The following is a 14498-nucleotide window of genomic DNA, read 5'->3' as shown; positions in this document are numbered from 1 at the left end:
TCGGTCAACTTTTCGGGATTTTGGAATGCTCAGATCAGTCTTTGACGACTGAAATGTCCGGGGCGTCGACCGCTTTCATGCCGATCACATGATAGCCGCTGTCAGCATGGTGAACTTCACCTGTGACCGAACGCGACAGATCGGACAGGAAGTAAAGGCCAACATCACCCACTTCATCAATGGTGACCGTGCGGCGCAGCGGTGCATTGTATTCGTTCCACTTGAGAATATAGCGGAAGTCGCCAATACCAGATGCGGCCAGCGTCTTGATCGGGCCTGCGGAAATCGCATTCACGCGAATGTTCTGCGGTCCAAGATCAACAGCCAGATATTTCACACTTGCTTCAAGAGCTGCCTTTGCAACACCCATGACGTTGTAGTTCGGCATAACTTTTTCAGCGCCATAATAGGTCAGCGTGAGAATCGAACCGCCGTCATTCATCAGCTTTTCCGCACGACGCGAAATCGCAGTCAGCGAATAAACCGAAATCAGCATGGTGTTCTGGAAATTGGCCTCTGACGTGTCAACGTAGCGGCCAGTCAGCTCATCCTTATCGGAGAAACCAATGGCGTGAACGACGAAGTCAAGCTTGCCCCACTTGTTCTCCAGCGCTTCAAAAACAGCATCAATGCTTGCGCCGTCAGCAACATCGCAATGGCCAGCAACAAAAGCATCCAGTTCTTCGGCCAACGGCTCGACACGCTTCTTGAGCGCATCACCCTGATAGGTGAATGCGAGTTCCGCGCCCGCTTCACGAGCAGCCTTGGCAATGCCCCAGGCGATAGAACGGTTGTTGGCTACGCCCAGAATCAATCCGCGCTTGCCCTGCAACAAACCTGACTTTGCGGTCATTAAGGGTCCTCATAGAATATAAACAACTAGATGCCCTATCGCACAGCATTGCACTGGCTTCAAGCAATTGCGCATAAAAAGCCGGGTATTATAAAATCTAAACGACGGATCGCCGCGCAGTGCAGCGATCCGGTTACAGTCTATCGAGGCGCAATATCAATTATTCGCCTCGGCGTTTCTTTAAAAATTCTTCCAATTCCGCATCGCCACCTTCCGGCAGCATGATGCGGACATGGACGTAAAGATCGCCGTGGCCACCGGCCTTCAGCGGCAAGCCCTTACCCTTCAGGCGCAGCACCTTGTCGGAGCTTGACCAGGCGGGCACTTTGACCGCGATACGACCGCTCAACGTTTCAACTTCCGCCTTGCCACCAAGCGCTGCGTCTGCAAGCTCGACCGGCAGATCGACATGGACATCGCGCCCTTCCAGGCGGAAGCGCGCACTCGGCTTAAAATGGATCGTTACCAGCGCATCGCCGGGCGTGCCGCCGACAATGTGCTCGCCTTGGCCCTTGAGACGGATGGTCTGGCCATCTTCAACATATTGTGGCAGCTTGATTTTAAGGTGTTTCCCATTCGGAAAAACAGCCTCAACCTTGTCCGCGCCTGCTGCCTGCTCAAGCGTAATATTGATGGAAGCAGCCAGATCGCTGCCTTTCATAGGACCGCGCTGACGTGCTCCGCCGCGACCGCCGCCAAAAGCGCCGCCGAATAGATCATTGAGAATGTCTTCGGCACCGCCGCCAAAACCACCCTGCTGGCCACCGCCACGCTGACGAAAGCCAGCGAACGGATCGCCACCAGCAAATCCAGATTGACCGCCGAAACCGCCCTGCCCGCCAAAGCCCTGAAAGGCCTGCTTGCCTTCGGCGTCAATCTCGCCACGATCAAACTGGCCACGTTTGTCCTTGTCACCGACAATTTCATAGGCCTGATTGATTTCTGAAAAGCGCTCCTGCGCCTTCGGATCATCCTTGTTCTGATCCGGATGATATTTCTTGGCCAGCTTGCGAAAAGCCGACTTTATTTCTTCGGGCTTCGCCGTTTTGGCGACGCCCAACACGCTATAGGGATCGCGCATATAGTCCTCATTCGGGAAAATGACTGAATAATCAGTCGTTAGACTCACTTTGCCGTAATATGAGTACTAAGCCTTAAAACTTCCAGACTTATAGCTGTGAGAATAGAAAAAAGCTTGGAACGCGCACTCAAAGCGGTGCGAACGAGGTTAACGTCCACTCGCCGCCACGCTGCATACAGGTTTCACCGCGATAGATCGAGACGCCATCAAAAGCTTCGCGCGATGTTTCAAACTGGCGACACAGCGTGTCGTTGGACTTTGTTTCAGCGATTGTTGTAATCGCACCCTGACTGCCGGTATCAGGATTGGCCCAGGGAACGGGCTTTTTGCCCCATTGGGTGAAGTTGAGAGCGGATACGATGCTTTTGATCGTGGATTGATCGGAGCGCTTGCCGTTGTCGGTCTCATCTTTTTCGACTGACTTGATGGAACCGGTGATCGTCGAGGAATCAGGCACTGCCTTGTCGATGCTCACTCCACCCATCGCACAACCTGAGAGCGAAACCATGGCGACGGCAAATGCCACACGGCGGATCAAAGCCATGTTACAGTTGAAGGTGACATCATTTCTTACGCGGCGAGCAAGTCGAGCAGCCAACGGTCTTCCCTTAAATACATCCTAAAGATGTAGTGAATATGGGGGATATGGAGTTAACAAGTCGTTCGCAGACACGGTAAACAAATCACTATCAAAGAACAACGCAGAAAATTCTCACTTCTCACCAAAGTCATGGACAAACTGTGCGATATGAACCAAGTTTGCTCACAACAATTCCGACTGACTTTTGAAATAGCACCCAATGACAGATGACCGCGACGATTTCACCCAAAGTTCCGAACCTTTCAAGCTCTTTGCGCAATGGCTGAATGACGCCACCAAAAGCGAAATAAACGACCCAAATGCCGTCGCGCTCGCCACAGTTGACCCGGACGGTCTGCCCAATGTGCGGATGGTTCTGCTCAAAGATTTCGACGAGCACGGCTTTGTCTTCTACACCAATTACGAAAGCGCCAAGGGGCAGGAAATCCTGTCTGCCGAAAAAGCGGCCATGTGCTTTCACTGGAAATCGCTGCGTCGTCAGGTCCGTGTGCGTGGCCCGGTCGAAAAGGTGAGTGCCGAGGAAGCCGATGCCTATTACGCATCGCGACCACGTGGCAGTCGTATCGGTGCCTGGGCATCCAAGCAGTCGCGGCCACTCGAAAGCCGCTTTGCGCTCGAAAAGGCTGTTGCAGAATATACAGCACGTTATGCGATTGGAGACATTCCGCGTCCTCAACACTGGTCAGGCTTCCGCATCCGCCCGGTTTCCATTGAGTTCTGGCATGACCGCCCCTTCCGCCTGCATGACCGCGTGTTGTTTACCCGCGACACACCGGAAGGCGACTGGACCAAAGATCGTCTCTATCCATAAAAATAAAAAGGCCGCTGAAATCAGCGGCTTTTTTGTTTCTATACCATCGGCTTCAACGCCACCCAAAGGCTTCCCAGCACGAGGCCTAAGAAAATCAGCCATCCCACCGTGTTGTTCGACTTAAACAGACGCAGGCATTGATCGGGATTATCGATGTCGAGCACGATGATCTGGCGGTAAAGATGAACGCCCGCCGCGAGCAGTCCCGCAAGCGCTGGCATCGGCACCTGTGCAACCGCAAAGGCAGCGGCAAAAAAGCCAATCGCGCCGCCATAAAGAACCAGCAGCGCCGTCTTGGTATGTTTGCCAAACAGGCGCGCGGTCGACCCGACGCCGACCAGCGCGTCGTCTTCCTTGTCCTGATGGGCGTAGATCGTGTCATAGCCAATCGTCCAAAGGATCGCGCCGATATAAAGCAACACGGGCGACAGCGCGAGCGAGCCCTGGACTGCCGCCCAACCCATCAGCGCGCCCCACGAAAAGGCAAGGCCAAGCACCAGCTGCGGCAGGTTCGTAATGCGCTTCATGAAAGGATAGGCCGCGACGATCACTAGCGATGCAACGCCAAGGCCAATCGTGAACCAGTTAAATTGCAGCACAACGGCCAGCCCAAGCAGAGCCTGCAAGACGATGAATATTTTCGCCTGTTTGCGCGTCACCTGACCAGACGGCAAAGGTCGAGAACGGGTGCGGTCCACTTTGTCGTCAATATCCTGATCAGCAAGATCATTATATGTGCAGCCAGCGCCACGCATCGCGACAGAGCCAACGAAAAATAAAACCAGATGCCAGATCGATGGCACCACCGACCAAACATCATCCCCCGGCTGCGCACCTGCACCCGCTACAAGCGCAGCCGACCAAAAACACGGCCATAAAAGCAGCTGCCAGCCAATCGGACGATCCCAGCGTGCAAGCTGGGCATAGGGCCACAGCGATGGCGGCAGCACCCGATAAACCCAGTGGCCAGATGGCGCATCCTTGACGCGTCCGCGGCTTTCGCGTGACTGAACATCAGAACCGGTGCCCATTTCGGGCTTTGACTGCTGCATGACTGCTTGCTTTCCTGAAACTGTGCCGGTGCGGCCGCTTTTTATCCAAAAATCGCAGCACTGCCCTTGCCCGCGCGTGCGTTGGGCAATAGAGACCCGTATAAACAACGTTTACTGATCTCACGCGCAGGGAGCAAGGCATGAAAGTTCTGTTGATCGGTTCGGGCGGACGCGAACACGCATTGGCATGGAAACTCGCCGCATCCGAAAAGCTGACAAAGCTCTATTGCGCGCCGGGCAATCCCGGCATTGCTGAATATGCAGAACTGGTAACACTGGACCTTACCGATCACGCAGCCGTCATTGCTTTTGCCAAACAGAATGCGATTGATTTGGTTGTCGTTGGCCCCGAAGCGCCTCTTGTTGCTGGCCTTGCTGATGATCTTCAAGCTGCCGATATTCGCGTCTTCGGTCCTTCTAAGCTCGCCGCACAGCTTGAAGGCTCAAAAGGCTTCACCAAAGACCTTTGCGCGCGCTTCAATATTCCGACCGGCGCTTATGGCCGCTTCAACAATGCGCCCAAAGCCAAAGCCTATATCCGTGAAATGGGTGCGCCCATCGTCGTCAAAGCCGATGGGCTTGCCGCTGGCAAAGGCGTTGTCGTTGCCATGACGCTCGATGAAGCGTTTGATGCCGTTGATATGTGTTTTGAAGGTGCATTTGGCTCTGCCGGTGCGGAAGTTGTGGTTGAAGAGTTTCTTGAAGGCGAGGAAGCAAGCTTTTTCTGTATCTGCGATCGCAAAACAGCGCTGCCACTTGGCTCTGCGCAGGACCACAAGCGCGTTGGCGATGGCGATACAGGCCCGAACACCGGCGGCATGGGAGCTTACGCACCTGCTCCAGTGATGACGCCTGAAATTGTCGAACGCACCATGCGCGAGCTGATCGAACCCACAATGCGCGGCATGGCGGAAATCGGTGCGCCCTTCTCGGGCGTGCTGTTCCTCGGCCTGATGATCGGCAAAGACGGTCCGAAGCTCATTGAATATAACACCCGCTTTGGTGATCCTGAGTGCCAGGTACTGATGATGCGCCTCGAAACTGATCTGCTCGACCTCATCAATGCAGCCGTTGATGGCAAACTTGATGAAGTTAAGCTCGAATGGAAAGACCAGCCAGCTCTAACCGTGGTTATGGCTGCGGAAGGCTATCCGGCCAACGTGAAGAAGGGCAGTGTTATTCGCGGCCTTGAAAAGCTCGACGGAATTGACGGCCTCAAAGTCTTCCACGCTGGCACAGCGGAAAAAGACGGTAATCTCATTGCCAATGGCGGCCGCGTTCTTAACGTGACAGCGATGGCTAAAACCGTCGCGGAAGCGCAAAGCAAAGCCTATGACGCCGTGAAGCGTGTCGACTGGCCAGAAGGCTTTTATCGCTCCGACATCGGCTGGCGTGCTGTTGAGCGTAAACGCTCAGGCGCGTAGTTCACGCTATATGAACCCGGTTTCTAGCCGCTAAGCAATGTGGACGCGGTTGCGGCTTTTTATGCGATATGGACGCGATTGCGTCCGGCGTTCTTCGCATCATAAAGCGCCGAGTCCGCACGGCGCATCGTCTCGTAGAGGCTTTCCTCATCAACCTGTTCCGCGACGCCAAAGCTTGCCGTCGGACCCCAATCGGGTGCTTTTTCAGCAAATCGTAGTTTGCTGAGAGATTCGCGCAGGCTTTGTGCAAGACTTTCTGCCGCCGCCATATCAGCGTCTGGAATAAATACAACAAACTCCTCGCCGCCCATCCGTGCAGCCACGGCTGACTTGGGGAGCTGAGTTCTAAGCAACTTGCCAAAAGCCGCAATGACCCGGTCCCCGCCGTCATGGCCATAGGTATCGTTCACGCGTTTGAAGAAATCGAGATCGCTCATAATCACCGCATAGCGAATCCGTGCACCTTTACGGGCCAACACACGCGAGACATGCCGGTCAAATCCACGGCGATTATAAATCTGGGAAAGCTCATCTACCTCTGACTGCTCACTCGCCTCGCCCACCATGTGCGAAACTGTGGTTAAAAGCAGCAGCAGGCCACGCGCGGCATGCAAAAAAACGCCAATCGACAACGATATAATCACATGCAGCGTATTGGCTGGATCATCCGGCCTGATATCCGCACCCGGACCGGAGATCAGAAAAGCTTTCGAAAGATAATGAATGCAGCTAACCACGGCCAGCGCCATAATTAGCTTATCAACCAGTCGTGGCATTCCAGAGCGATAGATCACCCATATAATAATAAGCTGGGCCAGACAAAGCGGCAGCTGATACAAAAAGCGATGCAGGAAAGACGTGCGTGGCAGCTCTAAAATCAGCAAATTGCACAGCAGAGCGGCGACGAAAAAAGCACCTATCAGTTTCCAGTCTATTTTCTGGCGGTAAATACTTTGCAGCCCGATAATGACTGCCAGAAACGCTATCATTGATAGCGCAAATGAAATGACAACGAGCAGACGGGTGTTTATCGCTGCCGGAATCCAATAGCCGAATAGCGAAACAAGTGCCGCTGCAATCGCCGCTAATGTAAACCAGCGCGGGGCAGCATAATTGCGCTCCTGCATAGCCACAAAAGCGAATGTCAGAATGAAAACGCACGACACCGTGAGATTAACAGTGAGAAAATACGGAACGAGCGTCATATATCAGCACCTTTCAACATACCCAACGTTTAAAAGCATGCGAAGAAAATTTCATTAAGAACGAGGCTATTCTTTACAGGAAAAACAACATCTTTGCAGCATTCAGACATGAGGCACGTTTAAAAAAATATCTTCGCATTCCGTTAATCAGTATTATTTTGATCCCTATATTTTTTACTTATCGTAGTAATTTTCTCGAATTCGGAAAAGCGCCTTGTAAAAGTCATGAAGGTCACATATATGTAACGCATCGATTTTGTTTTCGAATGTTGCGGCGCGCTTTTCGCCACCCGGTACTTCTTTCAAATTCGTAAAATTCGGCGATGGACATATGTCCATTATATATCAACCGTGCGATTTGAAAGGAATTCAACATGGCAAACGGAACAGTAAAATTCTTCAACACAACCAAGGGCTTCGGCTTCATTCAGCCTGATGACGGCGGCGTAGACGTGTTCGTTCACATCTCGGCTGTTGAACGTTCGGGCCTCAGCACCCTCAATGAAGGCCAGAAGGTCAGCTTTGAAGTTGTTGCAGACCGCCGTTCGGGCAAGAATGCAGCAGAAAACCTGCGCGCACTCTAATCATTACTTAAGCAAAGCAGTTTGAAGCTTTGCTTGCGTGATTGCGCAAAGAAATTTGTCTCCAGTCTTTGACCACGGATGTACTGGCACTGATTGTTGAGACTTATGAAGGTCGGGTCCATGCCCGGCCTTTTTGCTTTTATGGGGCGTAAAACGTCTAATAAAGCGGCTCCTCATTGTTGCACAACCTGATTGCTCGTTCAGTCGTTCACTATCGCTCTTGCGACCCAGCTACAATCAACGCTACCTGGCTTAAGAAATATTGACGTTTACGTAATAAGCCGCTAGCACTTAGACACGCCAGCCATAAGGCTGAACGCATCGCTGCCAATAAGCGGCAATGCGAAGCCTTTTGAGGAGAAGGTTTAGGAGGAAAGATGTATCGCGCGCCGGTTTCTGAAATTTCGCATACGCTGATGAAAGTCGCAGGCCTAGAAAAGGCAATCACCGACAATCAGTTTCCTGATTTCTCCGCTGATCTGGCAGAAGCTATTCTCGAAGAAGCGGGAAGATTTGCCACTGAACGCGTTGAGCCGCTTCGCATTTCGGGCGACCGCCATGGTGCGAGTGTCAAGGATGGTGTTGTCACGACTACGCCAGGCTGGAAAGAGCTTTACGCCGACTGGATTGCAGGCGGCTGGAACTCGCTGACTGGAACACCGGAATATGGTGGCCAGGGCTTGCCGACCATGATGTCAGTTGCGGTCAGCGAAATGTGGAATTCCGGCACATTGGCTTTTGCCATCGCTCCCACGCTCACCATGGGCGCTGTCGAAGCACTGGAAAAACACGCTTCAAAAGAACTCAAAGACATCTATCTCGAAAAGCTCATCTCCGGTGAATGGATGGGCACCATGAACCTGACCGAACCGCAGGCCGGTTCAGATGTCGGTGCTTTGCGCACGCGCGCCGAGCGCCGCGATGATGGTTCCTATCGCATCTTTGGTCAAAAGATTTTCATCACCTATGGCGAGCATGACCTGACGGACAACATCGTGCATCTGGTGCTGGCACGGCTTCCCGATGCCCCGGCCGGAACAAAGGGCATATCACTCTTCCTCGTGCCAAAATTCCTCGTCAATGCGGATGGTTCGCTCGGTCGTCGTAACGACCTGTTTTGCTCTGGCCTTGAGCACAAAATGGGCATTCACGCCTCCCCCACCTGCACAATGATTTATGGCGATGGCTTTGTGAAAGGTGAGGAAACCGGCGCAGTCGGTTATTTGATCGGCGAAGAAAACCGCGGTTTGGCTTGCATGTTCACTATGATGAATAATGCCCGACTGTTGGTTGGCATTCAGGGCGTAGGCGTTGCGGAAGCCGCCTATCAGCAGGCTTTGAACTACGCAAAAGAACGCAAGCAAGGCCGCGCGCTTGGTGCCGATCCGAAAGCCGGCATGAGCCCGATCATAGAGCATCCAGACGTGCAGCGCATGTTGCTTACTATGAAGGCACTGACGCAGGTGGCTCGCTCCATCACCTATTCCTGCGCGCATGCGATCGATATGAGCCATGCAACGGACGGTGCAGACGCGCAATTCTGGTCAGATCGTGCCGGACTACTAACGCCGCTCGCAAAAAGCTTTGCCACAGATGTTGGCGTTGATGTTGCTTCGCTTGGTGTGCAGATTCATGGCGGCATGGGCTTCATTGAGGAAACAGGCGCTGCACAATTGCTGCGCGATGCCCGTATTACCCCAATTTATGAAGGCACCAACGGAATTCAGGCGATCGACCTTGTGCTACGCAAATTGCCGCTCAGCAATGGCAAGCATATCGAAAATTACCTCACCGAATTGCAGGACGAAGCCGACAAGGCCACAGTTTCGAACCGTCCCGAACTGGGCCAAACCGGCTCTCGCCTCTCCACTGCCATTGGCGAAGCCCGTGAAGCAACCGACTGGCTGCAACGGGCAACAGCCGAAGGCCGCACAGAGGAAGCTCTTGCCGGTGCCACGCCTTACCAACGCCTGCTGTCACTGACCGCTGGCGGCGCCTATCTCGCGCGTTCAGCACTCTCAAGCGACGATGCTGGCCGCGCTGCCCTTTGTCGCTTCTTCGCCGAAAACATGCTGGCCGAGGTCTCTGCTTTAAAAGACACAGTTATCACCGGCGCATCGAGCCTTGCAGCTGCAAAATCAGCACTGGAGGCGTGACTATGAGCGAACATATTCTGATCGAACGCAAAGGTGCGGTGCAGATTATCCGACTGAACCGTGCTGACAAGAAAAACGCCATCACCCGCGCCATGTATGCAACCATGGCCAAAGCGCTGATCGACGGTGATGCCGATGATGCCGTGCGGGTGCATGTGTTTTTCGGCGTGCCGGGCGCATTTTCCGCTGGCAATGACATGCAGGATTTTATGGCTGCTGCATCCGGTGGCAGTCTCGGCAATGACATTCTCGATTTTCTTGGTGCGCTCTCAGGTGCAAAGAAGCCCATTGTCTCCGGCGTCGATGGACTCGCCATTGGTATTGGCACGACAATCCACCTGCATTGCGATCTGACTTTTGCGACCAGTCATGCACTGTTCCGCACGCCATTTGTTGATCTCGGTCTTGTGCCGGAAGCAGCCTCCAGTCTGCTTGCCCCGCCGCTCATGGGGCACCAAAAGGCTTTCGCTCTGCTGGCTCTTGGCCATGGTTTCGATGCGCAGGCTGCTCTTGAGGCCGGCATTGTTTATAAGATCGTTGAAAGCAATAATCTTGAACCGGAAGCCCTGAAAGCCGCAGAGGAGATTGCCTCTAAGCCACCACAGGCCATGCAAATTGCCCGCAGTCTGATGCGACTCCCCGCCGAGCCCGTTTCCAACAGGATTACGCGGGAAGTAAAGTATTTTGCCGAACGACTAACTTCAGATGAAGCGAAAGAGGCTGTGATGGCCTTTCTTAGCCGGAAAAAATAACGGCAGAGATCAACCTGCCTCCTTACTCGTCGCAGGAAGCCGATCACGAATTTCAGTCAAACGGCTGAAAATATTAAACTGTAATATAATAATTTCGCAAACCACACGCCATAAAAGGCAGCTTAGCAACCATGCAAATATAACACCCAGAATTGTCAGTACATCACCATAAGGTGTGTGCGTCATCATAAGTGCGATCAAGGCGGCCAACATTAAAATCAGCAAACCCAACCAGTAAATAAACTTCACGATAGACGGCGTCATTAAATTATCAAAATGAAATAAATTCTTCATTTTACTTAAAAAAACCTCTAAATTAGTTATTATGACTGTATAATAGTGAATTATTATAGATTATATTAAAAATAAAAATCAACACACTTTATAAAAAGCAAAAAAATACCCGGATGGGATTACCATCCGGGTGGCTTACTGGAGGTCAGCCAATTGGTTGCTCCGGCATCGTGGCTCTTAACATCCAGAAAGGTCCTTCATCTTTCCAGACAACCACCAAGCGGCGCGTTATTCCTTAGATAATATAGAAATTAGACAAGACCGTGTTCACACGCGAATGTGATATTTTCTTAATTGCGAGCAATTATCTCACGGCCTTCAATCACCATACGAACGCCCAGCGAACCCGTCTTGCGGCGTGCGAGGAAACGGGGACGGCGGCGGCGTGGTTCCTGCCCCTGACGACGCGCCTGTGGCTCTGACGTGCGAACCGGGCCAGTGCTTTCGTAAAGCGGACGAGCCACACCATCTTCCTCAACAAGCATCATTGGCAGGTTGAAGGTTGCAGCCCATGCGCGCCAGTCAGCGGCAACGTCGGTCAGATCGTGCGCGACCAGCAGCGGCACCGAGAGTTGCGGGTCTTCATGCATCAGCTCGAGCGTTACAGTGATTTCGCCGTATTCGTCTTCAACAGCGCGTGCAACGACACCGACAAATGCATTGATCGGCAGAGCAATCGACATGGGCAAACCGCTCGAAGGTAAAATCTGGCGGACAACCGCCCCACGCTCACTGATCGTAAAGGTCACATCCGCATCACAATCTTCTGCGGGGTAAGTCACAACCTGTGGCAAGTGAAACGGATCCAACCGAAGTTCCTGACCTGCCCATTCCGGCTTCTTAAGTCCGCTGCTCATCATTTTCGACGCCTCTTAGTATCTCTGCCTGTTTTTATTCGTAATGCCGGACGCAAAACCGCTTCACACTTTTGCTGGCATTACTTTTTTTGAGAGCCAGTTATTCCGGCTTCTCTTTCGAGCATGTTCGCTCTTGTTGATTTAGAGAATAGGCGATGATTATTACCGAGGCGCTTAACGCGTTAGGTTAACTTTTCCCTGCTTTTTCATTTGGTTACTGCTTTACAACCATGTGTAAGAACTTGGTAATTCTTGCTAATTTTCGTTTACATAAATGAAAAGGCGGACAGTTACCTGCCCGCCTTAATTTCTTCTTATTTGCTGGAATTACAGCACTTTACCCGGATTCATAATGCCATTCGGGTCGAATGATTTCTTAATACGGCGCATCAATTCAAGCGCCACGTCCTGTTTAAAGAAGGCGAGCTCTTCGCGTTTCAACACACCGATACCATGCTCTGCCGATATCGATCCGGTATAAGAAGCAACAATTGTATGAATGCGGTGATTTAATTCGTGCCAGCGCGCAAGGAATGCTTCCTTATCAGCACCAATCGGCTGTGACACATTATAGTGCAGATTGCCGTCGCCAATATGGCCGAAGCAAACGATACGCGAGCCGGGTATCATTTCCAGCGTTGCCGCATTCGCTTCTGCAATGAATTCGGGGATTTTCGCAACAGGCACGGAAATATCGTGCTTGATCGAGCCGCCTTCCGGCTTCTGCGCCCAGGACATTTCCTCACGCATTTTCCAAAACATCTGCGCCTGAGCCACGCTTTCAGCAATGGCTGCATCCTGAATAATGTCGTTCTCAAACGCTTCGGTCAGAATGGTTTCAAGCGTCGTACGCGCATCGTCTTCCGAACGGCTTGAAGAAATATCCACCAGCACATACCAGTCATGCGGGCTTTCCAGCGGATCACGAACGCCATCGACATGGGCAATGGTAAATTCAACACCGACGCGCGGCATCAATTCAAAGCCAGTGAGCGACGGGCCTGCATGTTCGGTTGAAAGCTGGAACAGGCGCAGCACATCTTCCGGGCTGCGCAGGCCAGCATAGGCCACGCCCTTGCCCTTTGGCTGCGGATAAATCTTCAATACGGCTGCGGTGATGATTCCAAGTGTCCCTTCAGAACCGATGAACAGGTCTTTCAGGTCGTAGCCGGTGTTATCTTTCTTCACATAACGCAGATCGTTGAGGATCTCGCCATTCGGCAGAACCACTTCAAGGCCAAGACAAAGCTCACGCATATTGCCATAGGCGAGAACGGCAGTACCGCCTGCATTGGAACCAAGATTGCCGCCAACCTGACAGGAACCTTCCGCACCGAGCGACAGCGGGAACAGGCGACCGACTTTCTGCGCTTCGTCCTGAAGGTTTTTGAGGATGACACCGGCTTCCACTGTCACCAGATTGCCAACCGGATCAACCGAGCGCACCTTATTCATGCGGCCAAGCGACAAAACGATTGCTGTGTTGCTCTGGTCTGGCGTCTGACCGCCGACGAGACCCGTATTGCCACCCTGCGGAACCACCGGCGTTTTGGTTTCATTGGCAAGCTTCATGATCGCCGAAACTTCTTGCGTTGAAGCGGGGCGCAGCACCAGCGGCGAGTGCCCCTGATAGAGATCGCGCTGTTCAATCATGAATGGCGCAATGTCTTCGGGCGCAGTCAGCGCATTCTTTTCGCCAACAATGGCTGCAAAACGTTCGATCAGAGCGGTGTCGAGCATGTGCTTCTCTTGAATGTTTGGGGAACTAGCGCGGGGCCGCCGCGCGTTTAAGACGATCATTGATGGCCTCACCGAGACCATCAAAGGGAATGGGTTCAACAGTGATTGTCACGGCGCCCGTTGCATCGAGCTTGCGCATGAAGTCAAACAGATTGCTGGCTGCTTCGCGCAGGTCGCCGCTTTCACTGAGATTAAGAATTTGGATAGCGTCATCGCTGCCTGCAACGCGCGTCGGGCCAAAAGCCAGCAGCGCCTCACCGGGCTTTACGCTCTTAACGTCAAGGCGCATCGCGGCATCCGGCGCATAATGCGATTCCATCATGCCGGGCGCTTGAATGACTGCGTTATGTTCAGCGCGTATCAACTCAACGCCCAGCAGGGCTTCAATGTCTTCAGCGGCCAGACCACCCGGGCGCAGCAGATGCACTTCATCGCTCTCGACTTTGACGATGGTTGATTCGACACCCACTCCACACGGACCGGCATCAAGGATCAGATCGATCTTGCCACCCAGGTCATCGGCCACGGCTTTGGCCGAGGTTGGGCTGATACGGCCTGACGTGTTGGCGCTTGGTGCTGCAACAGGGCTGTCCAGATTCTTTATAACATCACGCACCCGCCCCGTTGGCATACGGATGGCCAGCGTAGCAAGCCCTGCCGTCACCAGCGGATGGATCGGGCGCGGCGCATCTTGCTGCGCTTTCAGCGGCAGAACAAGTGTTAACGGCCCCGGCCAAAAGCTTTCAGCCAGCTTTCGGGAGATTGGATCGAAAGTCACATAACGCTCGGCCATAGCAATGCTATCGACATGGGCGATAAGCGGATTGAACTGCGGGCGACCTTTGGCGGCAAAAATACCGGCCACGCCTTCGCCATGCGCTGCGTCAGCCGCAAGACCATAGACCGTTTCGGTCGGAATCGCGACCAGGCCACCGCGCGCGAGCACTTCTACCGCGCGTGAAACAGCTTTATCGTCGAATTCCAGAATATCGGCCAAGGTCATTCTCCTGCCGTCTCAGTAACGCGCATCTGTTCTGAAAACCGTTTCACACTTTTCAGGATGCGCTTTAGCTACACAAAGCGTCGCT

14 protein-coding genes are annotated in these 14498 nt (G+C 53.0%); 5 read left to right on the top strand and 9 right to left on the bottom strand.

Features of this window, described 5'->3' with window-relative positions; genetic code table 11:
• Positions 1 to 34 precede the first annotated feature (34 nt).
• The 3 genes from fabI to RI570_RS08785 all read right to left on the bottom strand — a co-directional run bounded on the left by fabI (position 35) and on the right by RI570_RS08785 (position 2532).
• The gene (fabI, locus tag RI570_RS08795; protein ID WP_313828034.1) at positions 35 to 853 is read right to left on the bottom strand and encodes an enoyl-ACP reductase FabI; all 819 of its coding nucleotides are present in this window, start codon (positions 851 to 853) and stop codon (positions 35 to 37) included.
• A gap of 160 nt (positions 854 to 1013) precedes the next feature.
• Complete coding sequence (locus RI570_RS08790; protein WP_313828033.1) at positions 1014 to 1934, bottom strand: DnaJ C-terminal domain-containing protein; 921 nt, start codon at positions 1932 to 1934, stop codon at positions 1014 to 1016.
• A 127-nt stretch (positions 1935 to 2061) separates the two neighbouring features.
• Positions 2062 to 2532, bottom strand: coding sequence for an RT0821/Lpp0805 family surface protein (locus RI570_RS08785; RefSeq protein WP_313828032.1), 471 nt, complete (start codon positions 2530 to 2532; stop codon positions 2062 to 2064).
• A gap of 202 nt (positions 2533 to 2734) precedes the next feature.
• On the opposite strand from RI570_RS08785, the gene pdxH reads away from it, so the two are divergent.
• Positions 2735 to 3346: a pyridoxamine 5'-phosphate oxidase gene (pdxH, locus tag RI570_RS08780; RefSeq protein WP_313828031.1), complete on the top strand. Its 612-nt coding sequence runs from the start codon at positions 2735 to 2737 to the stop codon at positions 3344 to 3346.
• A gap of 38 nt (positions 3347 to 3384) precedes the next feature.
• Here pdxH and ubiA read toward each other — a convergent pair whose 3' ends face one another.
• Entirely contained in the window at positions 3385 to 4377 is a 993-nt protein-coding gene (gene ubiA, locus RI570_RS08775; RefSeq protein WP_409558654.1) for a 4-hydroxybenzoate octaprenyltransferase, read from the bottom strand.
• A 161-nt stretch (positions 4378 to 4538) separates the two neighbouring features.
• On the opposite strand from ubiA, the gene purD reads away from it, so the two are divergent.
• A complete protein-coding gene (gene purD / locus RI570_RS08770; RefSeq protein WP_313828029.1) occupies positions 4539 to 5822 on the top strand; it encodes a phosphoribosylamine--glycine ligase in 1284 nt (427 codons plus the stop codon).
• Positions 5823 to 5881: 59 nt separating this feature from the next.
• Here the strand turns inward: purD and RI570_RS08765 are convergent, their stop codons facing one another.
• A complete protein-coding gene (locus tag RI570_RS08765; RefSeq protein WP_313828028.1) occupies positions 5882 to 7027 on the bottom strand; it encodes a GGDEF domain-containing protein in 1146 nt (381 codons plus the stop codon).
• A 374-nt stretch (positions 7028 to 7401) separates the two neighbouring features.
• On the opposite strand from RI570_RS08765, the gene RI570_RS08760 reads away from it, so the two are divergent.
• The 3 genes from RI570_RS08760 to RI570_RS08750 all read left to right on the top strand — a co-directional run bounded on the left by RI570_RS08760 (position 7402) and on the right by RI570_RS08750 (position 10519).
• Positions 7402 to 7611 carry a cold-shock protein gene (locus RI570_RS08760; RefSeq protein ID WP_250040201.1) on the top strand — a complete coding sequence of 70 codons (210 nt, stop codon included), beginning with the start codon at positions 7402 to 7404 and terminating at the stop codon, positions 7609 to 7611.
• A 377-nt stretch (positions 7612 to 7988) separates the two neighbouring features.
• Positions 7989 to 9767, top strand: a complete 1779-nt coding sequence (locus RI570_RS08755) for an acyl-CoA dehydrogenase (RefSeq protein WP_313828027.1) — start codon at positions 7989 to 7991, stop codon at positions 9765 to 9767.
• 2 nt (positions 9768 to 9769) lie between these two features.
• A complete protein-coding gene (locus RI570_RS08750) occupies positions 9770 to 10519 on the top strand; it encodes a crotonase/enoyl-CoA hydratase family protein (RefSeq protein ID WP_313828026.1) in 750 nt (249 codons plus the stop codon).
• Between the two features lie 9 nt (positions 10520 to 10528).
• Here RI570_RS08750 and RI570_RS08745 read toward each other — a convergent pair whose 3' ends face one another.
• The 4 genes from RI570_RS08745 to RI570_RS08730 form a co-directional block, all read right to left on the bottom strand.
• Positions 10529 to 10813 carry a DUF4282 domain-containing protein gene (locus tag RI570_RS08745; RefSeq protein ID WP_313828025.1) on the bottom strand — a complete coding sequence of 95 codons (285 nt, stop codon included), beginning with the start codon at positions 10811 to 10813 and terminating at the stop codon, positions 10529 to 10531.
• 290 nt (positions 10814 to 11103) lie between these two features.
• Complete coding sequence (locus RI570_RS08740) at positions 11104 to 11673, bottom strand: DUF6101 family protein (protein WP_313828024.1); 570 nt, start codon at positions 11671 to 11673, stop codon at positions 11104 to 11106.
• 324 nt (positions 11674 to 11997) lie between these two features.
• Complete coding sequence (locus tag RI570_RS08735; RefSeq protein WP_313828023.1) at positions 11998 to 13410, bottom strand: FAD-binding oxidoreductase; 1413 nt, start codon at positions 13408 to 13410, stop codon at positions 11998 to 12000.
• Positions 13411 to 13435: 25 nt separating this feature from the next.
• Positions 13436 to 14413: an L-threonylcarbamoyladenylate synthase gene (locus tag RI570_RS08730; RefSeq protein WP_409558630.1), complete on the bottom strand. Its 978-nt coding sequence runs from the start codon at positions 14411 to 14413 to the stop codon at positions 13436 to 13438.
• Positions 14414 to 14498: the final 85 nt, after the last annotated feature.

This window comes from Brucella pseudogrignonensis (assembly GCF_032190615.1).
GTDB lineage: Bacteria > Pseudomonadota > Alphaproteobacteria > Rhizobiales > Rhizobiaceae > Brucella > Brucella pseudogrignonensis_B.
Note: the sequence above shows the minus strand (reverse complement) of the source record. Positions and strands in the feature narration are given on the sequence as shown.

Bases quoted from the DNA above. Each gene is read 5' to 3' on its own strand.
- RI570_RS08745 (WP_313828025.1), bottom strand. From the start codon at position 10,813: ATGAAGAATTTATTTCATTTTGATAATTTAATGACGCCGTCTATCGTG.
- RI570_RS08750 (WP_313828026.1), top strand. From the start codon at position 9,770: ATGAGCGAACATATTCTGATCGAACGCAAAGGTGCGGTGCAGATTATC.
- RI570_RS08730 (WP_409558630.1), bottom strand. From the start codon at position 14,413: ATGACCTTGGCCGATATTCTGGAATTCGACGATAAAGCTGTTTCACGC.
- RI570_RS08735 (WP_313828023.1), bottom strand. From the start codon at position 13,410: ATGCTCGACACCGCTCTGATCGAACGTTTTGCAGCCATTGTTGGCGAA.
- RI570_RS08755 (WP_313828027.1), top strand. From the start codon at position 7,989: ATGTATCGCGCGCCGGTTTCTGAAATTTCGCATACGCTGATGAAAGTC.
- pdxH (WP_313828031.1), top strand. From the start codon at position 2,735: ATGACAGATGACCGCGACGATTTCACCCAAAGTTCCGAACCTTTCAAG.
- RI570_RS08765 (WP_313828028.1), bottom strand. From the start codon at position 7,027: ATGACGCTCGTTCCGTATTTTCTCACTGTTAATCTCACGGTGTCGTGC.
- fabI (WP_313828034.1), bottom strand. From the start codon at position 853: ATGACCGCAAAGTCAGGTTTGTTGCAGGGCAAGCGCGGATTGATTCTG.
- RI570_RS08790 (WP_313828033.1), bottom strand. From the start codon at position 1,934: ATGCGCGATCCCTATAGCGTGTTGGGCGTCGCCAAAACGGCGAAGCCC.
- RI570_RS08740 (WP_313828024.1), bottom strand. From the start codon at position 11,673: ATGATGAGCAGCGGACTTAAGAAGCCGGAATGGGCAGGTCAGGAACTT.
- ubiA (WP_409558654.1), bottom strand. From the start codon at position 4,377: ATGGGCACCGGTTCTGATGTTCAGTCACGCGAAAGCCGCGGACGCGTC.
- purD (WP_313828029.1), top strand. From the start codon at position 4,539: ATGAAAGTTCTGTTGATCGGTTCGGGCGGACGCGAACACGCATTGGCA.
- RI570_RS08760 (WP_250040201.1), top strand. From the start codon at position 7,402: ATGGCAAACGGAACAGTAAAATTCTTCAACACAACCAAGGGCTTCGGC.